This window comes from Streptomyces sp. NPDC048270 (assembly GCF_040652335.1).
GTDB lineage: Bacteria > Actinomycetota > Actinomycetes > Streptomycetales > Streptomycetaceae > Streptomyces.
Map to the genome: position 1 here is coordinate 1 of NZ_JBEZLV010000028.1, position 25,348 is coordinate 25,348.

Genomic DNA, 25,348 nt, shown 5'->3' on the forward strand with positions numbered 1-25,348 from the left:
TTGGCGATCGCGTCCGCGAGGCCGGAGATGATCGTCGAACCGGTGGTGTTGACCGCGGCGACGGACAGGGCGTCGCCGTAGGGGGCGATGAATCCTTCCACCTCGGCCAGCGGGCGCTCGATCAGGGCCATACCGCCCTGACCCGCGCAGGCGAGCACGGCCTGGGAGCGCTGCGCCACGATCTGCGAGCCCTGCTCCAGAGTGAGAGCACCGCTCACCACGGCGGCGACGACCTCACCCTGCGAATGTCCGACGACCGCGGCAGGCTCCACGCCCAGCGAACGCCAGAGGGCGGAGAGGCCGACGCCCATGGCGAACAGGGCCGGCTGGACGACATCCACCCGGTCGAACGGCGGGTGGTCGCCCTCCTCCCCGGCGAGGACCTCGCGCACCGACCAGCCCGTGTGCGGCCGCAGCGCGGCATCACAGGCGTCGACGGCCTCGGCGAACACGCTGCTGGAGGCGAGGAGTTCGCGGCCCATGCCCACCCACTGCGAGCCCTGGCCCGGGTAGACGAAGACGACCTTGCCGCGCTCGCGCGCGGTTCCGGTCACCACCGCGTCGTGGGAGCCGCCCTCGGCCAGCGCGCGCAGCGCCTCCACCAGAGCGGCGGAGTCCGCGGCCACGACACTGGCCCGCGACTCGAAGTGCGCACGGTGCCGGGCGGCGGTGATCGCCACATCGGCCGGCGGGACCTCGGTGCGCGCGGACAGCCAGTCCGCCCAACGGCCCGCCTGCTCCCGCAGCGCGGCCTCGTCACGGCCGGAGACGACCACCGGAAGCGGTGCGTCAGCGGCGGCCGAAGCGCCCGGAGCGGGAGTCGCCGCGGGCGGCTCCTCCACGATCACGTGGGCGTTGGTACCGCTCAGGCCGAAGGAGGAGACGCCCGCGCGGCGGGTGCGCCGCGCGCCGCGCTCCCACGGACGCGCCTCGTTCAGCAGCTCGAGGCCGCTGCCGTCCCAGGCGATGTGCGGGCTGGGCTCGTCGACGTGGAGGGTCTTGGGCAGGGTCTCGTGCTGGAGGGCGAGGATCATCTTCATCACGCCGACCACGCCCGCGGCGGCCTGCGCGTGCCCGATGTTGGACTTGGAGGAGCCCAGGTAGACGGGCCGGTCCTCGTCCCGGTCGGGGCCGAAGACCTCGGCCAGCGCGCCCGCCTCGATCGGGTCGCCCAGCGAGGTGCCCGTGCCGTGCGCCTCGATGGCGTCGATGTCGGCGGGGGTCAGCCGGGCCGCGTCCAGGGCTTCCTGGACCACGCGCTGCTGCGAGGGGCCGTTGGGGGCGGTGAGGCCCTGGCTGCGGCCGTCCTGGTTGACGGCCGAGCCGCGGATCACGGCCAGGACCTCGTCCCCGTCGCGCTCGGCGGCGGACAGCCGCTTGAGGACCAGGATGCCGACGCCCTCGGCCCAGCCGGCGCCGTCGGCCTGCGCCGAGAAGGACTTGCAGCGGCCGTCGGGGGCCATGCCCTTGAGGCGGGAGAACTCCACGAAGAGAGCGGGACTGTTCATGACGGTGACGCCGCCGACGAGGGCGAGTTCGCACTCCCCCTGGCGCAGCGCGCCCGCCGCCAGGTGCAGGGCGACCAGCGAGGAGGAGCAGGCGGTGTCCACGGTGACGGCCGGGCCCTGGAGGCCCAGCGCGTACGAGACGCGGCCGGAGACGACACTGGAGGCGTAGCCCGTGCTGGTGTAGCCGTCGAGGGCGTCCAGGTCGTGGCCCATGTGCCCGTAGTCGGAGGTCATGGCGCCGAGGTAGACGCCGGTGCGGCTCTCGCTGAGCGAGTCGGGGCGGATGCCGGCCCGCTCCAGGGCCTCCCACGAGGTCTCCAGGACCAGGCGCTGCTGCGGGTCCATGGAGACGGCCTCGCGCCGCGAGATGCCGAAGAACGAGGCGTCGAAGCGCTCGATGTCCTGGATGAAGCCGCCTTCGCGCGAGTAGCTCTTGCCGACGGCCTCCGGGTCGGGGTCGTAGACGCCGAGGCTGTCCCAGCGCGAGGGCAGGCTGCCGACGGCGTCGCCGCCGGAGGCGAGCAGCTCCCAGAAGCCCTCGGGGGTGTCGATGCCGCCGGGGAGGCGGCAGGCCATGGACACGACCGCGATCGGGTCGTCGGCGGCCGGGGCGGTCGCGGTGTGGCGGAGCGCGTTGGCCTTCGCCTTGGCCTTGCCGCCGGTCAGGTCCAGCTTGTCGAGGAGCAGGCCGGCGATGGCGGTCGGGGTCGGGTAGTCGAAGGCGAGGGTGGAGGGCAGCGTGACCCCGGTCTCGGACGACAGGCGGCGGCGCAGCTCCACGGCCATCAGGGAGTCGATGCCGAGCTCCTTGAGGACCTGCTGCGCACCGATGCCCTCAGCGGTCGCGACACCGAGGACCACGGCGGCCTCGCGCTGCACCAGCCGGATCAGCGAGGTGAGCCGCTCGCCCTCGGGCTGTGCGGCCAGCTGGTCGCGCAGGCCGGTCGGCGTGCCGGCGGACTGCCCGGCCCGCTGGCGTCGGGCCCGCAGCAGGCCGCGGAAGAGGGCCGGGACCGCCCCGCCCCCGTCCAGCTCGCGCTGGAGCGAGGTGAGTTCGAGGCGTACGGGGACCAGGTGCGGCTGGGCCGAGGCCAGAGCCGCGTCCAGGGCCGCCAGGCCCTGCGCCTCGCTCAGAGCGGCGACGCCCTGGCGGCGGAGCCGGGCGAGTTCGGCCTGGCCGAGGGTGGCGGTCAGGCCCTGTCCGGCCTGCTGCCACAGCCCCCACGACAGGCTCGTCGCGGGGAGTCCGTTCGCCCGGCGGTGGGCGGCGAGGGCGTCCAGGAAGGTGTTCGCGGCGGCGTAGTTGCTCTGGCCCGCGCCGCCGAGGACACCGGCGGCGGAGGAGAACAGCACGAACGCCGCCAGGTCCAGACCCTGCGTCAGCTCGTGGAGGTGCAGCGCGGCTTCGGCCTTCGGCTGCCAGACCCGGGCCAGACGCTCCGCGTCCTGCGAGACCAGCAGACCGTCGTCGAGCACGGCAGCCAGGTGGAACACGGCCGTCCAAGGCCGGTCCGTATCCGCGAGCAAGCCGGTGACCTGCGCACGATCGGCAACGTCCGCCGCCACGATGCGCACGGTCTCGGCGCCGGCCGACTCCAGCTCGGCCACCAGCTCACCGGCCCCCGGAGCCTCCATGCCCCGCCGGGACGTCAGTACGAGATGACGTACGCCGTGCACCGACACCAGATGACGGGCAACCGCCCGGCCCAACTCACCGGTACCACCCGTCACCAGGACGGATCCGTCCGCCGCGAACTCCGGCAGCTCCCCGCCGGATTCCGCACGCACCAGACGCGCCACCCGGACCTCGCCGCCGCGCACCGCCAGCTCCGGCTCACCGGTGACGGACAGGGCGCGCGCCACGTCCGCCGCCACGGCGGACGGCTCGGCGTCGATGTCGACGAGGCGGATCACGCGGTCGGCGTGCTCGCTGCGGGCCGTGCGCAGCAGTCCCCACAGGCCCGCGCGGACGAGGTCGCGCACGGGGCCGTCGGCGTGCACCGCGCCCCGGGTCAGCCAGATCAGCTCGGTCTGTTCGAGGCGGGGCTCGGCGAGCAGGCGCTGCAGCAGCTCCAGCCCGGCGGTGGCCTCCGCGAGGGCCGTCGTGCCGATCAGGCTGGTGGCGTCGACGAGGAGGCGCTCCGGAGCGTCCTCGTCGGCGCCGAGGGCGGAGATGGCGGCGAGCAGCGCGCCCGCGTCCGGGTGGGCGGCGTCGAAGCCGAGCGCATCCTCGCCCAGGACCCAGGTCGGGCCGTCCTGCGGGGCCTCCTCCAGCACGGGCGGGGCCTGGAAGGCCACCTGGTAGAGGTGGTCGGCGGTCTCGGTGGCCTTGAGCTGATCGGCGCCCGCGGCGCGCAGCTGGAGCCCGTCGGCGTGGGCGACGGGCCGGCCGGACGGATCGGTGGCGGTGACGCGCACGCTGTTCTGCCGGGGGTCGAGTGCGACGCGTACGCGCAGCTCGGTGGCACCGGCGGCGAGGAGCTCGACGCCCGTCCACTCGAACGGGAGCAGCACCTGCGAGGTGTCGGTCCCGGTGCCCGTGTCCTGGACGCCGACCAGGGCGTGCAGGGCCGCGTCGAGGAGGGCGGGGTGAATGCCGAACTCGTCGGCCTTCAGCCCCTCCGGCAGCTGGACCCGGGCGTACGCGGTGTCGCCGGCGCGGTGGAGCTCGGTCAGGCCCTGGAAGGCGGGGCCGTAGTCGAGCCCGCGGGCGCGGAGGCGGTCGTAGAACCCTTCGAGGTCGACGGGCTGGGTGCCGGGGACGGGCCACTGGGCCAGCTCGGCGAACGTGTCGCTGTCGGCGGTCGGCGCGTGGGAGAGGGAGCCGGCCGCGTGCCGGCGCCACGGGGCGTCGTCGGCGGCGTTCTCCGGGAGGCTGTAGACCGCGACGGGCCGGCGGCCGGTGCCGTCGGGGGCGCCGACGGCGACCTGGAGGCGGATCGCGCCGTCCGTGCCGAGCAGCGGCTCGGTGAGGACCAGTTCGGAGACGCCGGGGGCGCCGACGTGGTGGGCGGCGGTGAGGACGAGTTCGAGCAGGCCGGTGCCGGGGACGAGCGGCGTACCGAAGGCCGCGTGCTCCCGGAGCCAGGGGTACTGCGCGGAGGAGAGCCGGCCGGTGAAGAGGTATCCCTCGCCGTCGGCCAGCGCGGTGACCGCGCCGAGCCAGGGGTGCGCCGAGGCGGTGAGGCCCAGCGAACGGACGTCGCCGGCCCGCTCGTCGGACTCGAGCCAGTAGCGCTCGCGCTGGAAGGCGTAGGTGGGGAGCGGTACGAGGGTTCCCGTGCCGGTTCCGAGGACGCGGTCCCAGTTCAGCTGGTGGCCCTGGACGTGGAGGAGGCCGAGGTTGCGGAGCAGTTGGGCCGGCTCGCCGTGCCGGCGGGCGAGGGAGCCGACGACGATGCCGCCGCGCTCCGCGCTGCCGTCGGTCAGCGGCATGGACAGGACCGGGTGCGCCGAGATCTCGACGAACACGCCGTGGCCGTCGTCCAGGAGCTGGTCGAGGGCGCGGTCGAAGCGGACCGGCTCGCGCAGGTTGCGGCACCAGTAGGTGCCGTCGAGCTCGGTGCCGTCGGCGACCTGGCCGGTCACGGTGGAGTAGAAGGCGATGTCCGTACCGGTCGGGGCGATCCCCTCGAACCCGGCGGCGAGACCGGGCAGCAGGGGGTCCATCTGGGCGTTGTGGGAGGCGTAGTCCACATTGATCTTGCGGGCGTAGACGTTCTGGTCGGAGAGCTCCGCGACGATCTTCACGATGGCGTCGGCCTGACCTGAGATCACCGTCGAGCCGGCCGTGTTCACCGCGGCGACGGACAGCGCGTCGCCGTACGGGGCGATGAGCTCCTCGACCTCGGCGACCGGGCGCTCGATCAAGGCCATACCGCCCTGACCCGCGCAGGCCAGGACCGCCTGAGAGCGCTGGGCCACGATCTGCGAGCCCTGCTCCAAAGTGAGAGCACCGCTCACCACGCCGGCGACGACCTCACCCTGCGAATGTCCGACGACCGCGGCAGGCTCCACGCCCAGCGAACGCCAGACGGCGGAGAGACCGACCCCCATGGCGAACAAGGCGGGCTGGACCACGTCCACCCGGTCGAACGGCGGGTGATCGCCCTCCTCCCCGGCGAGGACCTCGCGCACCGACCAACCCGTGTGCGGCCGCAGAGCGGCGTCGCAGGCGTCGATCGTCTTCGCGAAGGCCGCGTTGGAGGCGAGGAGTTCACGCCCCATACCGACCCACTGCGAGCCCTGCCCCGGGTAGACGAAGACGACCTTGCCGCGGCGCGCGGCCGAGCCCGTCACCACCGCGTCGTGCGCAGTCCCCTCGGCCAGCGACCGCAGCGCCTCCACCAGACCCTCGGTGTCGGCCGCGACCACGCTGGCCCGGGACTCGAAGTGCGAACGGTGCCGGGCGGCGGTGACCGCGATGTCGGCGAGCGGGACCTCGGTGCCGTGCGTCGACAGCCAGTCCGCCCAACGGCCCGCCTGCTCCCGCAGCGCGGCCTCGTCACGGCCGGAGACGGCCACCGGAAGCGGGCCGGCCGGCAGGCCGGCGGCGGCCGGTTCGGCGGTCTCCCGGGCCGGGGCCTCCTCCAGCACCACGTGGGCGTTCGTCCCGCTCAGGCCGAACGAGGAGACGCCGGCGCGGCGGGTGCGCTCGGCGCCCCGCTCCCACGCACGCGCCTCGTTCAGCAGCTCGAGGCCGCTGGTGTCCCACTCGATCAGCGGGGTCGGCTCCTCGGCGTGCAGGGTCTTCGGGAGCACGCCGTGCTCCAGCGCCAGCACCATCTTGATCACACCGATGACACCGGCGGCCGCCTGCGCGTGCCCGATGTTCGACTTCGACGAGCCCAGGTAGACCGGCCGGTCCGCCTCGCGCCCCGGTCCGAAGACCTCGGCGAGCGCGCCCGCCTCGATCGGGTCGCCGAGCGAGGTGCCGGTGCCGTGCGCCTCGACCGCGTCGATGTCCGCCGGGGTCAGCCGGGCCGCGGCCAGCGCGTCCTGGATCACCCGCTGCTGCGAGGGGCCGTTGGGGGCGGTGAGGCCCTGGCTGCGGCCGTCCTGGTTGACCGCCGAGCCGCGGATCACGGCCAGCACCCGGTCGCCGTCCCGCTGCGCGGCCGACAGGCGCTTGAGCGCGATCACGCCCACGCCCTCGGCCCAGCCGGCGCCGTCGGCGCCGGCCGAGAAGGACTTGCAGCGGCCGTCCGCCGCCATGCCCTTCAGGCGGGAGAACTCCACGAAGAGGGAGGGGGCGCTCATGATGGTGACGCCGCCCGCGAGGGCGAGTTCGCACTCGCCCTGGCGAAGGGCCTGCACCGCCAGGTGCAGGGCGACCAGCGAGGAGGAGCAGGCGGTGTCCACGGTGACGGCCGGGCCCTGGAGGCCCAGCGTGTAGGAGACGCGGCCGGAGACCACGCTGGAGGCCTTGCCCGTGCTCACGTATCCGTCGAGGGCGTCCAGATCGCGGCCCAGGTGGCCGTAGTCGGAGCTCATCGTGCCGAGGTAGACGCCGGTACGGCTCTCCATCAGCGCGTCGGGGCGGATGCCGGCCCGCTCCAGGGCCTCCCACGAGGCCTCCAGGACCAGGCGCTGCTGCGGGTCCATGGAGAGCGCCTCGCGCGGCGAGATGCCGAAGAAGGGGGCGTCGAAGTGCTCGGCTCCGTCGAGGAATCCGCCGTCCTGGGAGTACGTCTTGCCGACGGCCTCGGGATCCGGGTCGTACAGGTCCAGCCCGGTCCAGCGCGAGGGCAGGCCGCCGACGGCGTCACCGCCGGAGGCGAGCAACTGCCAGAAGCCCTCCGGGGTGTCGATCCCGCCAGGGAGGCGGCAGGCCATCGACACGACCGCGATCGGCTCGGACTGCTTCGCCTCGAGGTCCGCCGCGCGCTTCTGCAATGCGCGGATCGCGGGCAGTGCAGCCTGCATCCGGTCCTGGTTTGTATTCGACACCATCGAGCGCCTCTCTGCGCGGCCACCGCGAGCTTTCCGGTCCCCGCGGACACAACACGGGGACCGGATCAGCCAATCGGCAAACACTTGAGCCCGGGTCAACGAGGCCTGGTGTGCCCGGTGGCGCGGCCGTGGGGCCTTGGTGCGGGGGCCTAGTCGAGGCCGAATCCCTCGGCGGCGAACAGGGCGTCGAGCTCGGCGTTGAGGTCCTCGACGGACCGTTCGCCGTCGTCCGCCGCGTCGTCCGGGACCGCGTCCGCCCCGGGGCCGGTTCCGCCGTCCGGGACCGCCAGGTCCGCGATCGCCGCGATCGCCGCCGCAGCCCCTGTCGCCGCGGCCAGCACCGAGGCCGGGACCGCTGCCGGGGCCGGGGCCGAGGCAGGTGCCGGTGCCGGGAGGTCCAGGCGGCCGAGGATCAGCCGGCTGATGTGCTCGGGCGTCGGGTGGTCGAAGGCGAGGGTCGCGGGCAGCGGCACCCCGCTCTCGGTCGCCAGGCGCCGGCGCAGCTCGACCGCCATCAGAGAGTCGAGGCCGAGGCCCTTGAGCACTTCCTGCGGGGAGAGGGAGCCGGTCGAGTTCAGGCCCAGTACGGCGGCCACCTCGCGCAGCACCAGTTCCGTCACCAGGTCGGCCCGCTGGTCGTCGGGTACCGCCAGCAGGCGCTCCCGCAGACCAGCCGGACCACCGGAGGCGGCGGCGGGGGCTTCGGCCCGGCGCGGCCGGGTCCGTACGAGGGACCGGAACAGGGCGGGGGCCGGCCTGCCCTGGTCCACCTCGCCCTGGGCGGCCCGCAGATCGAGCTGCAGCGGGACGAAGTTGCCGGCCGGGCGGGCGAGCGCCGCGTCCAGCAGGTCCAGGCCGTGCGCGAAGCTGAGCGGGGCGATGCCCTGGCGGCGCATCCGGTCCAGTTCCGCCGTGCCCAGGTGCGAGGTCATGCCGACCCCGGCCTGGTGCCACAGGCCCCAGGCGAGGCTGGTGACCGGGCGCCCCTCGGACCGGCGGCGGGCCGCGTACGCGTCGAGGCAGGCGTTGGCCGCGCCGTAGATGCCCTGTCCCGCCGTGCCGACGGTGCCGGCGGCGGAGGAGAAGAACACGAACGCGGCCAGGTCCAGGCCCAGGCCGGCGGTCACCTCGTCGAGGTGGACGGCGCCGGTGATCTTGGGCTCCATCACATGAGCGAGCCGCTGTGCGTCCTGGCCGAGGAGTACACCGTCGTCCAGGACGCCCGCGAGGTGCAGGACGGCCGTCCAGGGCCGACCCTCCTCAGCAAGACCGAGCACCTTCTCCACGTCATCGCGACGACCGACATCACAGGCCTCTACCCGCACGCATTCCGCGCCTTCTTCCGTGAGTTGCTGTATGAGTTCCGCGGCTCCGGGCGCCTCGGCGCCGCGCCGTGAGGTGAGTACGAGGTGCCGGACGCCGTGCCGGCGGACCAGGTGGCGGGCGACCTCGCGGCCGAGCTCGCCGACGCCGCCCGTGATGAGGACGGTGCCCTGCGGATCGAGGGGGCGCACCCCGCCCGAGCCGGTGGCGGGGGCGGCGGCGGGGTCCGTGCCGGCTCCGGCGGGCCGGTCGGCCGTGACCAGGCGGGCGGCCAGCAGCCGGTCGCCACGCAGGGCCAGTTCCGGCTCGTCGGCGCAGGCCAGGGCGGTCTCGACGGCGTCCTTGGTGCTGTCCTGGCCGAGGTCCAGCAGGCGCAGGCTCTGGCCGGGGTGTTCGGCGCGGGCGGACCTGACCAGGCCCCACAGGGGTGCGTAGGCCAGGCCGTCGAGCAGGTCGCCCTCCACGGCGCCGATGCTGCCGCGGGTGGCGAAGACCAGCTCGGTGGCGGAGAGCCGCTCGTCGGCCAGCAGGGTCTGGAGCAGGGCGAGGGTGTACTCGCCGCCCCGGAACACGGCCTCGGACGGGCTCATGGCGGGCGCCCGGCCGGTCGTGTCCACGATGACGCGGGCGGGCGCCGGGCCGCCGGCGTCGAGCCGGGCGGCCAGGGCGTCGGTGCCGGGCAGCGCCTCGATGCCGAGCAGCGCGGCGAGTTCGCCGGTGCCGCCGACCACCAGGTCCGCGGTGCGGCGTCCCGAGGCCGCGGCGGCGGCCGGTACGGGCTGGAAGGCCAGCCGGTGCAGGTCCTGGGCGCCGGTGGAACGGGCGGCGCGCAGCTGGTCGGCGGTGGCCCGGCGCAGGTGGAGCGCGCCGACGCGGACGACGGGCGCGCCCGCCGCGTCGGCGGCCCAGACCTGGACGCTCTGGCCGGCGGCGGACTGCTCGACGTCGATGCGGACGCGGAGCTCGCCGCTGCCCGCCGCGAACAGTTCGACGTCCGTCCACTCGAACGGCAGCAGGGCGCCCTCGGGTTCGTCCTGTCCTGCCGTGGCGCCCTTCATGACGTGCAGGGCGGTGTCGAGCAGGGCGGGGTGGACGTTGTACTCGGTGCCGGCGGCGGGGTCGGGGAGGCGTACGAGCCCGTACGCCGTGCTGCCCTTGCGCCACAGTTCGCTCAGGCCGCGGAAGGACGGGCCGTAGTCGATGCCCTGGGCGCCGAAGCGGTCGTAGAAGCCGTCCAGTGCGACGCGTTCGGCGCCGGCCACCGGCCAGCTGCGCAGGTCGGCGAACCCGTCCGGGGTGCCTCGGGTGTCCGGCCCGGCGGGGTCGAGCAGCAGCTCGCCGCTCGCGTGGCGGGTCCAGGCGCGGCCGGGGCCGTCGGGGCGGCTGTGCAGGGTGAGGGGGCGGCGGCCGTTGTGCGGGGCGCCGACGGTGATCTGGAGGCGTACCGCGTCCTCGATCACCAGGGGCTCGGCGAGGGTCAGTTGGGCGACGGCGGCGGCTCCGGCCTCGTGGGCGGCGGCCGTGGCCAGTTCGAGCAGGCCGGTGCCGGGGACGATGACCGAGCCGAAGACGGTGTGGTCGCGCAGCCACGGCTGGTCGGTGAGCGAGAGGCGGCCGGTGAAGACGTGGCCGTCGGCGTCGGCGAGTTCGAGGGCCGCGCCGAGCCAGGGGTGCCGGGAGGCTTCCAGGCCCAGGGAGCCGGCGTCGCCGGAGGCCTGGGAGACGGGGAGCCAGAAGAGCTCGCGCTGGAAGGCGTAGGAGGGGAGCGGTACGAGGCTTCCGGCGCCCAGGACGCGGTCCCAGTCGAGGTCGTGGCCCTGGACGTGGAGGAGGCCCAGGTTGCGCAGCAGCTGGGCCGGGGTGCCGTCGCGGCGGCTGAGCGAGCCGACGACGATGCCGCCGCGCTCCGCGCTTCCGTCGGTCAGCGGCATGGACAGCACCGGGTGCGCCGAGATCTCGACGAACACGCCGTGGCCGTCGTCCAGGAGCTGGTTGAGGGCGCGGTCGAAGCGGACCGGCTCGCGCAGGTTGCGGCACCAGTAGGTGCCGTCGAGCTCGGCGCCGTCGGCGGTCCGGCCGGTGACGGTGGAGTAGAAGGCGATGTCCGCGGAGCGCGGGGCGATGCCGGTGAACCCGTCGGCCAGGGCCGGGAGGAGGGGGTCCATCTGGGCGTTGTGGGAGGCGTAGTCCACGTTGATCTTGCGGGCGTAGACGTTCTGGTCGGAGAGCTCCGCGACGATCTTCACGATGGCGTCGGCCTGGCCCGAGATGACTGTCGAGCCGGCGGTGTTGACCGCGGCGACGGACAGGGCGTCGCCGTAGGGGGCGATGAATCCTTCCACCTCGGCCAGCGGGCGCTCGATCAGGGCCATACCGCCCTGACCTGCGCAGGCGAGCACGGCCTGGGAGCGCTGGGCCACGATCTGCGAGCCCTGCTCCAGAGTGAGAGCACCGCTCACGACCGCGGCGACGACCTCGCCCTGCGAGTGACCCACCACCGCGGCAGGCTCCACGCCCAGCGAACGCCAGACGGCGGAGAGACCGACCCCCATGGCGAACAGGGCAGGCTGGACCACGTCCACCCGGTCGAACGGCGGGTGGTCACCCTCCTCACCGGCGAGGACCTCGCGCACCGACCAACCCGTGTGCGGCCGCAGCGCGGCATCACACGCGTCGATCGTCTGCCGGAAGGCCTCGTTCTCCGCGAGCAGCGCACGGCCCATGCCCACCCACTGCGAGCCCTGGCCCGGGTAGACGAAGACGACCTTCCCGCGACGCGCGGCCGAGCCCGTCACCACCGCGTCGTGCGAAGCGCCCTCGGCCAGCGACCGCAGCGCCTCCACCAGAGCGGCGGAGTCCGCGGCCACGACACTGGCCCGCGACTCGAAGTGCGAACGGTGCCGGGCGGCGGTGACCGCGATGTCGGCGAGCGGGACCTCGGGGCGTTCCCCGGCCCAGTCCGCCAGGCGGCCCGCCTGCTCGCGCAGCGCGGCCTCGTCGCGGCCCGACACGACCACCGGGTACGAGGAGGCGCTCGCGCCGGTGTCCGGGGCGGCGGCCGGCTGCGCGGCGGCCGGCGGCTCCTCCAGCACCACGTGGGCGTTCGTACCGCTGAGGCCGAAGGAGGAGACGCCCGCGCGGCGCGGACGCGTCAGGTCGCGCTCCCACGGCGTGAGCGAGTCCACGACCCGGACGGGGAGTTCGTCCCAGGCGATGTTCGGGTTGCGCGGGGAGCTGTTGAGGGTCGCCGGGAGGGCGTCCTGGCGGAAGGAGGCGAGCATCTTGCAGACGCCCGCGACACCGGCCGCCGACTCCAGGTGCCCGATGACGCTCTTGGCGGTGCCGAGCCCGAGCTCCCGCCCCGGGGTCCGCCCCTCGCCGTAGACCGCGGCCAGTGCCTGTACCTCGATGGGGTCGCCCAGCGAGGTGCCCGTGCCGTGGCATTCGACGTAGTCGACGTCGGCGGGCGCGAGGCCGGCCGAGGCGAGGGCGGCGCGGATGACCTTCTGCTGCGAGGTGCCGTTGGGGGCGGTGATGCCGCTGCTGGCGCCGTCGTGGTTGATGGCGGTCGCCCGGATGACGCCGAGGACGGGGCGGCCTTGGGCCTGCGCGTCCGAGAGCCGCATGAGGGCGAGTACGCCGACGCCCTCGCCGCGGCCGTAGCCGTCGGCCTCGGCGGAGAAGGTCTTGCTGCGGCCGTCCGGGGACAGCGCGTGCGAACGGCTGAGGGCGATGAACGCGCCCGGGTCGGCGAGCACCTGCACGCCGCCGGCCAGGGCGAGTTCGCACTCGTCGCTGCGCAGCGCCTCGCAGGCCAGGTGCAGGGCGACCAGGGAGGAGGAGCAGGCGGTGTCCACGGACAGCGCGGGGCCCTGGAGGCCGAGGTGGTAGGAGAGGCGGCCCGCGTTGAAGCTGGGCAGGGTGCCGGTCAGCGTGTAGGTGTCGGGGGCGCCGCCCTGCCGGTACTTGCCGTACTCGCCGACGCCCGCGCCGACGAACACGCCCGTACGGGAGTCCCGCAGCTCGCGGGGCCGGATGCCGGCGTCCTCGAGGGAGGTCCAGGCCGCTTCGAGGAGCAGGCGGTGCTGGGGGTCCATCGGCTCGGCCTCGCGCGGGCTGATGCCGAAGAAGGCGGCGTCGAAGTGGGCGACGTCGTCGAGGAAGGAGGCGTGGCGGGCGTACGTACGGCCCTCCGCGTCCGGGTCGGCGTCGTAGAAGGCGTCGATGTCGAAGCGGTCCGCGGGCACCGTGCCGACGGTGTCGCGGCCTTCGGCGAGGACGGTCCACAGGCTGTCGAGGTCGTGGGCGCCGCCGGGCATGCGCAGGCCGACGCCGACGATGGCGAGCGGCTCGTCGCCGCGGCCCGGGCGGGCGCCCGGCGGGGAGCCGGCCGGGGTGGCGGCGGGGGCCGCGGGGGCGATCTTGGCGAGCAGCCAGTCGGTGGCGGTGAGCAGGTTGGGGCAGTCGAAGGCGAGCGTCTTGGGGGTGGTGACGCCGGTGCGCTTCTGGACGCCGGCGGCGAAGTCGATGGACATCATCGAGCCGAAGCCGAGGTCCTTGAAGCCGCGTTCGGGGTCGAGGGCCTGCGGGTCCTTGATGCCGAGGACGGCGGCGGCCTCGGCGGCGAGCACGGCCGTGACGTGGGCCGCCCGGTCGGCCTCGGGCAGGGCCAGGACGCTGCTCAGGAACGGGTTCGTCTCGGCTTCGGCCGCGGCGGTGCCCGTGGCGGCGGTGTCCGGTGCGGTACGGGCCTGCGCGATCTCGTCGAGGAAACGGCGCGGGCGGGCTTCGCCGTAGCCGGCGGCGGCCTTCTGCCAGTCGATGTCTGCGACGACGAGGGAGCGGCCCGAGGCGAGGGCCGAGTCCAGGGCGGTCAGGGCGCGGGCCACGGCCATCGGGGCGAGCCCGGCGGCGCGCAGCTGGGCTTCGGCGGCGCCGTGCGTCATACCGCCGTCGGCCCAGGGGCCCCAGGCGAGGCTGAGGGCGGGGACGCCGTCGGCGCGCAGGGTGTCGGCGAAGGCGTCCAGGGCGGCGTTGGCCATGGCGTAGTTGGCCTGGCCGAGGTTGCCGAGGACTCCGACGACGGAGGAGTAGAGGACGAACGCGTCGAGGGCGTGGTCGCGGGTGAGCTCGGCCAGCAGGCGGGCCGCGCCGAGCTTGGGCGCGGCGGCGGCTGCCAGGGCCTCGGTGTCGAGGCGGTCCAGGAGCCGGTCGTCGAGGATGCCCGCGGTGTGGAACACGGCGCGCAGGGGCGGCTGTTCGGCGTCGAGGCCGTCCAGCAGGCGCTGGGTCTGGCCGCGGTCGGTGAGGTCGCAGGCGGCGAAGGTGACGCGGGCGCCGGCGGCTTCGAGGCGGGCGGTGAGCTCGGCGGCCCCTTCGGCGGCGGCGCCCCGGCGGGAGACGAGCACGAGGTGCTCGGCGCCGCGCTGGGCGAGGCGCTGCGCGAGGTGGCCGGCGAGGGCGCCGCTGCCGCCGGTGATGAGGACGGTGCCGCGGGGGGTCCAGGGGGTGGCGGCGGGCGGGGCGGCCCGGCGCAGCCTGCGGACGTACGCGCCGGTGGGCCGCAGGGCCAGGTGCTCCTCGCCTCCGGCGGCTCCGGGGCCGCCGGCGGAGTTAACGGCGTTGGCCCCGTTGACGGCTGCGGCGAGGCGCGGGGCCTCGGCGAGGGCCTGCGCCGGGTCGGCCGGGAGGTCGACGAGGCCGCCCCAGCGGGTGCCGTGCTCCAGGGCGACGACGTGGCCCAGGCCCCAGGCCAGGGCCTGGTCGGGCCGGGGGGCCGGGTCGGCGGGGGCGGCGTGCACCGCGCCCTGGGTGACGAGCCACAGCGGGGCGCGGACGGCGGCGTCGCCGAGCGCCTGGACGAGCGCCAGGGTCTGGGCGGCGCCCGTGGTGGTGGCCGGGTGGGAGGGGTGGGCGGTGGTGTCGGTGGGAGTGAGCGCGAGCACACCGGACAGCGGCAGGCCGTCGAGTTCGGCGGTGAGCGCGGCCAGCGCGGACCCGTACGCGGCGCGGTCCTCGTGGCCGGGCAGGAAGTGGACGGTCGCACCCGCGGCGGTGAGCGCCTCGGCGACGGCGGCGGCCAGCGCCTGGGGCTGGGGCTGGGGCTCGCCCGGGCCCGGAGCTCCGGCGGAGGCCGGCGCGTGGGCCGCGGCGGCGGCATCGGCCGGAGCCTGGGCCGTCCCGGCAGCCGGGCCCTCGGCAGCGGACGGAGACCGGGCCCCGCCGACAGCGGACGGCTGCGCCGCAGCGGCGGCCGGAGCCTGGGCCTCGGCGGCCGCCGGTGTCCGGGGGGCCTCGGCGGCGGACGCGGCCGTGGCCGGGGTTTCGGGCTCTGCCGGGGTGACCAGCAGCCAGTGGCCCGTCGCGGGGGCCGCGGGGAGGGGGCGGGTGGGCTCCCAGGTCTGTTCGTACAGCCAGTCCGCGACCGTGTCGGCGTCGTCCTGGCGTTCGCGCCAGGCGGCCAGGTGGGGCAGCAGGGCGGCGACGGCGGTGCTGTCGGTGACGCTGTCGCCGACGCCGAGGAGTTCGGCGACGCGCTCGGCCGCGCCGCTCCCGACGGCCTGCCACAGCGCGTCGTCGGCGGCGGGGCGGCCGCCGCGGGCCCGCTCGGGGGCGTCGATCCAGTGGCGTTCGCGCTGGAAGGCGTACGTGGGCAGGTCGGTGACGGTGGCGGCGGTGCCGGTGAACACCCTGCACCAGTCGACGTCCTGGCCGCTGACGTGGAGCGCACCGAGGGCCTGGACGAGGATGCGGGCCTCGTCGCTCTCGTCGGCGCGCTGCGAGGCGATGAAGGGGACCTCGCGCTCGACACAGCCGGCGCCCGTCGCGGACAGCACGGCGGCGGGGCCGCATTCGAGGTAGCGGGCGATGCCGGCCCGCTCCAGGGTGGCCATGGCGTCGAGGAAGCGGACGGGTTCGCGGACCTGGCGGACCCAGTACTCCGCGGAGCGCATGCCCTCGCCCGCGGCGAGGCCGCCGTCCGTCCACGCGCCGGTGACGGTGGAGACCAGCGGGATCCTCGGTGCGTCGAAGGCGCACTCCTGGGCCACGGCCCGGTAGGCGTCGAGCATGGCGTCCATGTGCGGGCTGTGGAAGGCGTGGGACACCTCCAGCCTGCGCGTGCGGCGGCCCTGGGCGGCGAACCGGCCGATGACGGCGGTGACGGCCGCGGCGTCGCCGCTGACGACGGTCTGCGCGGGCCCGTTGAGCCCGGCGACCGCGATGCGGCCGTCCACGTCCGCGAGGACGGCCAGCACCTCGGCTTCGGACGCCTCGACGGAGGCCATGGCCCCGCCCGGCTCGCAGGCCTGCATGAGGCGGCCGCGGGCGGCCACCAGGCGGGCCGCGTCGGTCAGGCCGAGCACGCCGGCCGCGTGGGCGGCCGCGAGCTCGCCGACCGAGTGCCCGGCCAGGACCCGCGGTTCCACGCCCCAGGCCTGCCACTGCCGGAACAGGGCGACCTCGACGGCGAACAGGGCGGGCTGGGTGAACTCGGTCTCGTGGACGAGCGCGCCGTCGGCGCCGTCGGGGTCGGCGAACAGGACGGCGACGAGCGGGATCCGCAGGTGGCGGTCGAGTTCCGCGCACACCTCGTCGAAGGCCTGCCGGAAGGCGGGGAAGGCCCCGTACAGGGCGCGCCCCATGGCGAGGCGCTGGCTGCCCTGCCCGGTGAACAGCACGGCCAGGTCGCCCTGGCGGGCGGTGCCCTCGGTCAGGGCCCGGTGCGGCGCTCCCTGGGCCAGGGCGCGCAGGGCGTCCGCGGCCTCGTCGGCGGTGGTGGCGACGGCCACGGCACGGTGTTCCAGGTGCGAGCGGCGGCCGGCGGCCGTGTACGCGGTGTCGAGCAGGGTGGCGGTGGAGGCGCCGGCCAGGTGGTCGGCGAGGGCGGCGGCGTTCGCGGCGAGGGCGGCGGCGCTCTTGCCGGAGACGGTCAGGGCGACGGGCGCGGTGGGGGCGGGGCGCTGGGGCCGGCCGGTGACGGCGCCCCAGTCGACGTCGTAGCCCTCGCACCACAGGCGGACGGCGATGTCCTCCAGGGAGCGGCGGGCGGGCCGGTCGCGGCGCCCGGTGACCAGCACCGAGGAGGGGCCGGGGGCGGGGGTCGTGCTCCCGGCGGCGTCCGCCTCGGCGAGGGCGGTCAGGGTGCGCTTGAGGGAGTGCCGGGCGACGGGGTGCGGGGCGATCTCGACGATCGCGAGGCCCCGTTCGTCGGCGAGGGCGGTGACGGCTTCGGCGATCAGCATGGGGGCGCACATGTTGCGGGCCCAGTACGCGGCGTCGAGGGCCGTGCCGTCGGTGAAGCCGTTGGTGACGGTCGACCAGAAGGGGATGGCGGCGGGGGCGGTGCGCAGGGCGCCCAGCCGGCGTTCGAGTTCGGGGGCGAGCGCGGTGAGCTGCTCGCTGTGGGAGGCGTAGTCGATGTGGACGCGCTGGCAGCGCACTCCGGCGTCGGCGAGCTCGCGTTCCACGGCGGCCACGGCGTCCAGCGGCCCGGACAGGGCGGTCTGGCCGGGGGCGAGGTGGCCGGCGAGGGAGATCCGGCCGGGGTGGCGGGCGGCGAGCTCGCGGGCGCCCTCCAGCGGGAGTTCGCACAGCAGCAGGGCGCCCTGGCCGGCGGCGCGCTCGGCGATGAGCTGCGACCAGGTGCCGATGAGGCGGGCGCCCTCGGTCAGCGGCAGGGCGCCGGCCACGACGGCGGCGGCGACCTCTCCGATGCTCTGGCCGAAGACGGTGCAGGGCTCCAGGCCCCAGGCTTCGAGGGTGCGGGCGAGGGAGACCTGGACGGCGAACAGGACGGGCTGGACGACCTCGGTGCGGTCCAGTCTGGAGGTGTCGGGTCCGGCGAGCAGTTCCTCGAGGACGGACCAGCCGGTGGCCTCGGAGATCGCGGTGTCGCAGGCGTCGAGCGCGGTCCGGAAGGCGGGTTCGGCGAGCAGGTCGCGGCCCATGCCGAGCCATTGGGAGCCGTGGCCGGAGAAGAAGAAGGCCAGGGAGGGGCGGGCGCCCGGGGTGCGCGGTGTGCGGGTGGCGAGCTGTTCGCGCAGGGTGTCGGCGAGCTCGTCGGGGTGGCCCACGGCGGCGACGATGCGCTGGGCGCCGGTGGCGCGGGCGAGGAGTTCGGGGGCGTACCAGCCCTGGCCGGCGCGGGCGCGGGCGGCCAGCGCTTCGGCGGCCCCGCGCAGTTCCTCGTCGGTGTCGGCGGCCAGCGGCACGAGGTGGCGGCGGCGGTAGGGGGCCTCTTCGAGGGCGATGTGGGCGTTGGTGCCGCCGAAGCCGAAGCTGCTGACGCCCGCGTACCGGCGGCCGCCCTGCGGCCAGGGGCGGCGCTCGGCGACGACTTCGAGGCGGGCGGCCTCGAAGTCGATGTGCGGGTTGGGGGTGTCGAAGTGGAGGCTGGCGGGGAGTTCGCCGTGGTGCAGGGCGAGGGCGGTCTTCATCAGGCCGACGACGCCCGCGGCGGGTTCCAGGTGGCCGAAGTTGGTCTTGGCGGAGCCGATGCGCAGGGGCTCCTCGCGGCCTTCGGCGAAGACGGTGCCCAGGGCCTCGGCCTCGATGGGGTCGCCGAGGAGGGTGCCGGTGCCGTGGGCTTCGACGTAGGAGACGTGCCGGGGGGCGACGGCGGCGTCCTGCCAGGCGGCGCGCAGCACCTCGGCCTGGGCGCGGGGGTTGGGCGCGGTGAGGCCGTTGGAGGCGCCGTCGTTGTTGACGGCGCTGCCGCGGATGACGGCGTAGATCCGGTCGCCTTCGGCGAGGGCGTCGGACAGGCGGCGCAGGACGACGACGCCGCAGCCCTCGCCGCGTACGTAGCCGCCCGCGCCGGCGTCGAAGGCGCGGCACTGGCCGTCGGGGTTCATGCCGCCGAACTTGGTCATGGCGACGGTGGTGTTCGGGCTGAGCATGACGTTGACGCCGCCCGCGAGGGCGAGGTCGGACTCGCCGGAGCGCAGGCTCTGGACGGCGAGGTGGGTGGCGGTCAGCGAGGAGCTGCAGGCGGTGGCGACGGCGAGGGCGGGGCCGTGCAGGCCGAGGGTGTAGGCGATGCGGGCGGGGATGATCGAGTTGTCCCAGCCGGTGGCGGAGTGGGTCTCGATGTTCTTCGGGTCGGCGCCGGTGGCCAGGTGGTACTCCTGCGCCATGGTGCCCATGAACACGCCGGTGCGGGTGCCTTCGAGGTCGCCGTGGACGATGCGGGCGTCCTCGATGGCGGCCCAGGCGCTTTCGAGGGCCATGCGCTGCTGGGGGTCCATCTGGCGGGCTTCGGCGGGCGAGATGCGGAACAGTTCGGCGTCGAAGCCGGCGACGTCGTCGAGGAAGCCGCCCCACCGGGTGGTCATCCGGCCGGGGGCGCGGGGGTCGGGGTCGAGCCACTCGTCGGCGTTCCAGCGGTCGCGGGGGACCTCGCGGACGGCGTCGACGCCGTCCAGGAGGCTCTGCCACAGCGCGTCGGGGGTCTCGATGCCGCCGGGCAGCCGGCAGCCGAGGCCGACGACGGCGATGGGTTCCTGCGCGTGCGCGCGGGCGCGGGTGCGTGCGGCCGCGGCGCCGGGCGCGGCGGGCCGTTCGTCGCCCGCGAGGTGGCCGGCGAGGGCGGCCACGGTGGGGTACTGCCAGGCGACCCAGGCGGGGACGGGGCGGCCCAGCCAGGCGGAGACGCTCTCCAGCATGGCCACGATCGAGACGGAGGTCATGCCCAGGTCCCGGAGGGAGCGGTTCTCGTCGACCGAGCCGGGGCCGATCTCCAGGAGTCCGGCGATCGTCTCCCGCAGCCGGGCGGCTATGTCCGCGGCGACGGGCACGGGTGCGGCAGCGGTGCCGCTGTTCACCTGGGCGTTGCTCATCTGGGCATCCTTGGAGATCGTTGAACCGAGGCCTCGGCAGAAGACGGGAGGGCCGGGCGCGGTGTGCGCCCGGCCGTGGGGGTCAGTCCCGGCGGCCGGTGACGGCCGGGCCGGCGGTGGTGGCCGGGGGTGAGGCGGGTGCTTGGCCCGGCTCCGGGGTGAGCGGGCCGCTGCCGCCGTACTGGGCGCGCAGGGCCGGGCTCAGGTTCCGGGACCCGGCGATCTGGGCGTAGACGCCCACCGCTTCGGTGGGGGTGCGCTTCATGGTGGTGCGGTCGACGGCGTAGAGGCCGAAGCGCGGCTTGTAGCCGCCGAGCCACTCGAAGTTGTCCATCAGGCTCCAGTGGTAGTAGCCGCGGACGTCGACGCCTTCGGCGCGGGCCCGCTGGATCTGCTCCAGGGCGCGGACGATGAACTCGGCGCGGCGCTTGCCCGAGGCGGTGGCCATGCCGGACTCGGAGACGAGCAGGGGCAGGCCCTTGTAGCGGCGGCTGAAGTCCTTGAGGACGGGGTAGAGGCCCTGCGGGTCCGACTCGTATCCCATGTCGGGGATGAAGTAGGTCGGGTCCTTGAGCGGGAAGCAGGGCGGCGCGCCGCACACGTCGACGTTGATGACGGGCAGGGTGGTCGGCCCGGGGGTGGTCGGGTCGGTGACGCCGGTGCGGTCGTAGAGCTGGATGCCGAGCCAGTCGAGGGTGTTCTTCCACTCGGGGTGCTGCTCGTCGGGGGTGCCGTCGTAGTTGGCGTCGAACGTGCCGTAGCGCAGCGAGTCGAGGAAGTTCAGCTCGAAGAAGCGGCGGAAGCGGTCGCGGGCGGCGATGTCGCGCGGCTCGGTGCTGATCTTGCCGTCGCGGACGGCCTCGTACTGCTTGACGCTGGCGGTCAGGCCGACGCTGGCGCCCGGGTCCACCTTCTTGATCGCCTTGTACATGGCGGCGTGCGCGTCGATGTACGTGCGCACGGCGGGCGCGAACTTCGTGTCGAAGTTGGTGGGCAGGTTGGCCTTGCCGGGCGGGCCCGCGCCGAAGGCGTGCGAGAACATCATGTAGACGCCGGGCTCGTTGAGGGTCACCCAGTCGCGGACCCGGTCGCCGAAGCGCTGGGCGAGCAGCTTGGAGTGGTCGGCCATGGCCTTGACCACGAGCGGTCCGCCCTGGGGGTGGTCGAGCCCGCAGAGGTTGGTGTCCGAGGGCCCGTTGGCGCAGGTGACGTCCTCGGGGTTGTCCACCCACACCGGGTTGGCGAAGTGGTGGATGGTGACGACCGGGCGGATGCCGCGGGCGACGAGGGCGTTGATCACCTTGTTGTAGTGGGCGATCGCCTGCTCGTCGATCTGGCCGCGGCGCGGCTCGATGCGCGCCCACTCGATGCCGAAGCGGTACGAGTCCACCTTCAGGGCGGCGATGAGGTCGATGTCCTCGATGGCCAGCGTGTAGCCGTCGACGCCCTCACCGACGGCGGGGCTCTTGCCCATGCCGCCTTCGGCGACGGGCTGGGTCCACTTGTACCAGTCGGTGTTGGTGTTCTGGTCCTCGATCTGGGTGGCGGAGCTCGAGACACCGAACCGGAAGCTGCCCTTGCCGAACGGCGAGGAGAGGGAGCCCGGCTGGGCGAACTTCGCCGTTCGCTGGGTCGAGGAGGAGGCTTCCTCGGCGGCCGCCGTGGGAGCCAGGAGTCCTGCGGCGAGGATCACCGCCGCCGCGGTCTGCAACAGTCTTTTCACGATGCCTTCCAGAGGGGGCCGAGGGCTGAGTCGTCCGCCCCCACCCTCGTGAGACCGTCTCGAAGGCCGCTGGAGGCTCCGTACAGCCCGGCCGCCCGCGGTCGCCGGCCGCGGTGGCGGCGGCGCGGGAAAGGCGTCGGGAAAGGCGTCGGGAAAGGCGTCCGGAAAGGCGTCGGCAACCGTGCCGGGAACCGTGCGGGAACGCGGAAGCCCCCGGCCGGATGGCCGGGGGCTGGTGGCGTGCCGGGGCTGTCGGTCAGCCGGCGTGCTGCGCGAGGAACTTCTCGATGGCGTCGGCGGCCACCGCGGGGCCGTCGACCTGGCGCATGGCCTCGCCCATGCGCTCCACGCGGTCGGTGGTGGCGCTGTCGCCGGCCACGGCGGCGACGGCCGCGCGCAGGCTCTCGACGGTGGTGTCGTCCTTGGCCAGGTGGCGGCCCAGGCCCAGCTCGTCGACGCGCAGGGCGTTGGCCTTCTGCTCGTTCATCTGGGGGACCACGACCATGGGCACGCCGTTGTACAGGGACTCCATGACGCTGTTCATGCCGCCGTGGGTGACGAACAGCTTGGCGTGGCGCAGGACTTCGAGCTGCGGCACGTGACGGCGCACGTCGAAGTTGGCGGGCAGCGGGCCGAGGTCGGCGGCGTCGAGGTGGTCGCCGACGGCCATGACGACGTCCCACTCGGTGTCTCCGAACGCGGTGACCGCGGTGCGGAAGAACTCGGCCCAGCCGGTGGCGGCGGTGCCCAGCGAGATCAGCAGGACCGGGCGGTCCGCGGAGGCGGGCTCCCACGAGCCCTGGAAGGAGCGGTCGCCCAGGCAGGGGCCGGCGAAGACGAAGCGGTCGTCGAAGGTGTCGCCGTCGTAGTGGAAGTCGCGCGGCAGGAAGATGACGCCGAGCTTCTCGATGTTCTGGAAGAAGGCCATCGGGTCGGCCGGCAGGTTGAATTCCGGAAGGAGACCGGCGAGCTTGCCGAACATTTCCATGACCTGCGGGTCGGCGTACGTGGCCAGCGGGAACTTCTCCTGGATGGAGAAGTGCTCATTGGCACCGTAGGTGGGGTAGAGCCGGACGAGCGGGATGTCGTGCTTGGCGCCGTAGAAGCGCGCGCCCCACGACATGAAGTCGTGCACGATGACGTCGGGACGGCTCTTCTCGTAGAAGGGGCCGACCTGCTCGACGAGGCCGGTCGCGTCATCGAGACAACGCATTCCCTCGCCCGCATTCGCCTCCTCCGTGTAAGGGGAGCGGTAGAACTCACCGAATACGGAGTCATAGCGGACGGCCTCGGCGCCGACGGCCTCTATTGCGGGCACGAAGTGGTCGGTCACGGTGCAGGTGACCCGATGCCCCCGCTTGACCAGTTCTTCGACGACGCCGAGCGTCGGATTCACGTGGCCGATGGCCGGAAAATTGAAGAACGCAATGTGCGAAGGCATGAAAACCCCTCTTCCTGGAACCGCGGTACGGGCGAACCGTGTGCCACGGTAGCAGTGGCTCCGGTATCCCGAATCCGCACGGATCCGGGATACCGGAGCTTTCCGGCCAGCCGGAGGAGATGTGGCTAGAACGGCACCGGCTTGCCGAGCGCGACGCGCAGGCAGCCGATCTGACCGCAGTGGTAGGCGTCGTGCATCTGGATGATGGACAGCGCCTTGCCGAGGTTCTTCAGCCGGTCGTCGCCGAACGGCTCGAGCGGGGACTCGCTGTCGAGGTCCTCGGGGCGCAGCCCGGCCACGAAGGCCCGCATCCGCGCGTGCACCTGCTGGTAGAGCTCGATCATCTCCGCCAGCGAAGGCCCCCAGGACCAGTCGTTGTTGTCGTTGCCCGCGTAGTGCCGGGAGAACTCCTCGGTGACGAGGGACTCAGTGCCCTGGTGCAGGGTGGAGAAGTAGTCCGTGGCACAGATGAGGTGCCCGAGGAACCAGACCAGCGGCTTGTGCGGGGCCGGCGCGAGGCGCGCGGTCTCGTTGTCGAAGTCCTCGGCGAGCTCCAGCACCATGCCGTAGGCGAGGTCGAAATGGTGCAGGAAATGGGTGGTCAGGGGCTGCGCCGGCGCCTCGGCGGTCACGGTCATGCGGTTGCTCCTTCTCTTGTCGTTCTCGAGCGGGGCTCGAGGGGTCCTCGAGCGGTTCTCGGTGATTTCAGGCGGAACGGTCCCCGTCGTACGACTCGAATGCGCTCGGGCCGGGCGCCCGGACCTCGTCGAGTTTTGCTTTCGCATCGTCGAAGGTCGGCAGTTCCAGGGTTTCCTCGGAAACCCAGTTCGCGCCTTCCCAGTCGTACATGAGCTCCCTCACCTGGCGCGCCGCCGCCATGTGCGGACCCGATTTCAGGAATCCCTTCAGGGCTTCTTCGTCTTCCCAGATGCTGAGGCTCCGGGTGCTGTTGAAGTTCTTCTCGGATATCGCGAGCGTCACGGCCAGCAGGCCGGAGCGGACGTACAGCTCGGCGAGAATGGCCTCGTTCAGGGCGATGGCGGCGGGCTCGTGTCCGGGCTTCGGCCAGCCGACGGACGTGGCGATCAGGTGCCGCTTGCGGAGCGGTTCCTTCAGACGGCCGGTCTCCTCGTCGACCGCGGGTCCCACCCACGGGGCGACCACGTTGAGGTCGGACTCGTCCCCGGCCGCGAATTCCCGGAGGGAAACCGGTACCGGCCGCGGCTGCGGTGCTGAATTCTCGGACATGGGGTGTTTCACCGTTCCTTGCGTCGTACGACAAGCCGCTTGATTTCCGCGGCCTGGAGGTGGAGCACACCGAACTCGGGCTTGCGCACGAGTTCCAGCTCCGGGAGCAGCGGCAGCACGGCGTGCAGCACGGCCCGCAGCTCCAGCCGGGCCAGGTGGTGGCCCAGGCAGACGTGCTCGCCGTGTCCGCCGAACGCGATCTGGTCGCTGGCGTCGCGGGTCACGTCGAAGCGGTACGGGTCCTCGAAGACCGCCTCGTCGCGGTTGGCCGCCGGGTACCACATGGCGACCGTCTCACCCTTGCGGATGAGCTTGCCGCCGATCTCGGTGTCCTGGGTGGCGGTGCGCACGAAGTTCACCGCGATCGACGTCCAGCGCAGGATCTCCTCGACGGCGCCGTCGATCAGCGACGGGTCCTCGATGAGCTTGTGTACCTGGTCCGGGTGCTCCAGCAGGGCCTGGATACCGCCGGTCGTCGCGTTGCGGGTGGTGCCGATGCCCGCGACCAGCAGGTTGAAGATGGTGTAGAGGATCTCGTGGAAGGACAGCGCCTCCCCCTCGATGCGCGCCCGGGCCAGCCGGCTGAGCACGTCCGTGCCGGTGCCGTCGATCTCGGCCATGCGCTGCTGGACCAGGCCGGCGACATAGCCGTTGAGGGCGCCCATGTTGCGGGCGAAGGCCGCCTCGGCGTCCTCGCCGTCGCGCTGGTTGTCGGGGTCGCCGGGGGCCGTGGTGCCCTCGGTCCACTCGAAGATGTCGTCCCAGTCCTTCAGGGGCGCCCCGACCAGTTCGCAGATCGCGGCGACGGGCAGCCGCGCGGACAGGCTCTTGGCCACGTCCGCGGTGCTGCCGTCCTCGTCGAGCAGGCGGGTGAAGGCCTGCGCGTACTCGGCGGCGAGCTCGTGGAACCGCTCCTCCAGCTCCTTGATCGCCTTGGGCGTGAAGCAGGGGGCCATGACCTGGCGCAGGTGGCGGTGGCGCGGCGCGTCCATGTACGACAGGGCCGGCGGCATGTCCGGGGCGTGCCCGAACATCTCGGCCCGCGCCTCCAGCTGGGCCTCGAACATCTCCACGGCTTCGGGGGTGTCCAGGGTGACGCGCTGGGCGCTGGAGAAGAGCTTCGGGTTGCGCGAGACGTAGGCGACGTCCTCGTGCCGGGTCAGCACCCAGAACGGCTCGAAGCCGGGGCGCCGGTACCAGAACACCGGCTCCTCGCGGCGCAGCAGGTCGAACTCCGCGTACGGGTAGCCGCCGTTCGCGGCGTACGCGGTCTCATCGGTGATGTCGAGGGTGTCGAGAGTCAGCATGACGGTAC

7 protein-coding genes are annotated in these 25,348 nt (G+C 74.1%); all 7 read right to left on the reverse strand.

Annotated elements, in window-relative coordinates; all coding sequences use genetic code 11:
• Positions 1-7,460, reverse strand: a 7,460-nt coding sequence (locus AB0D66_RS23720; RefSeq protein WP_362306888.1) for a type I polyketide synthase, incomplete at its 3' end; no start/stop codon positions are given.
• 149 nt (positions 7,461-7,609) lie between these two features.
• Entirely contained in the window at positions 7,610-19,621 is a 12,012-nt protein-coding gene (locus tag AB0D66_RS23725; protein ID WP_362306891.1) for an SDR family NAD(P)-dependent oxidoreductase, read from the reverse strand.
• Positions 19,622-19,703: 82 nt separating this feature from the next.
• On the reverse strand, positions 19,704-21,344 hold the full coding sequence (locus AB0D66_RS23730) for a family 1 glycosylhydrolase (RefSeq protein WP_362306894.1): 1,641 nt from the start codon (positions 21,342-21,344) through the stop codon (positions 19,704-19,706).
• 256 nt (positions 21,345-21,600) lie between these two features.
• Positions 21,601-22,785, reverse strand: coding sequence for a macrolide family glycosyltransferase (locus AB0D66_RS23735; RefSeq protein ID WP_362306897.1), 1,185 nt, complete (start codon positions 22,783-22,785; stop codon positions 21,601-21,603).
• Positions 22,786-22,910: 125 nt separating this feature from the next.
• Positions 22,911-23,423 carry a DinB family protein gene (locus AB0D66_RS23740; RefSeq protein WP_069924395.1) on the reverse strand — a complete coding sequence of 171 codons (513 nt, stop codon included), beginning with the start codon at positions 23,421-23,423 and terminating at the stop codon, positions 22,911-22,913.
• Positions 23,424-23,490: 67 nt separating this feature from the next.
• Positions 23,491-24,033, reverse strand: a complete 543-nt coding sequence (locus tag AB0D66_RS23745) for a DUF3291 domain-containing protein (RefSeq protein WP_362306901.1) — start codon at positions 24,031-24,033, stop codon at positions 23,491-23,493.
• Between the two features lie 8 nt (positions 24,034-24,041).
• Positions 24,042-25,340: a cytochrome P450 gene (locus AB0D66_RS23750; RefSeq protein WP_362306904.1), complete on the reverse strand. Its 1,299-nt coding sequence runs from the start codon at positions 25,338-25,340 to the stop codon at positions 24,042-24,044.
• Positions 25,341-25,348: the final 8 nt, after the last annotated feature.

Excerpts from the sequence above, each read along its gene's own strand:
- AB0D66_RS23725 (WP_362306891.1), bottom strand. The coding sequence starts at position 19,621 with ATGAGCAACGCCCAGGTGAACAGCGGCACCGCTGCCGCACCCGTGCCC.
- AB0D66_RS23735 (WP_362306897.1), bottom strand. The coding sequence starts at position 22,785 with ATGCCTTCGCACATTGCGTTCTTCAATTTTCCGGCCATCGGCCACGTG.
- AB0D66_RS23740 (WP_069924395.1), bottom strand. The coding sequence starts at position 23,423 with ATGACCGTGACCGCCGAGGCGCCGGCGCAGCCCCTGACCACCCATTTC.
- AB0D66_RS23745 (WP_362306901.1), bottom strand. The coding sequence starts at position 24,033 with ATGTCCGAGAATTCAGCACCGCAGCCGCGGCCGGTACCGGTTTCCCTC.
- AB0D66_RS23750 (WP_362306904.1), bottom strand. The coding sequence starts at position 25,340 with ATGCTGACTCTCGACACCCTCGACATCACCGATGAGACCGCGTACGCC.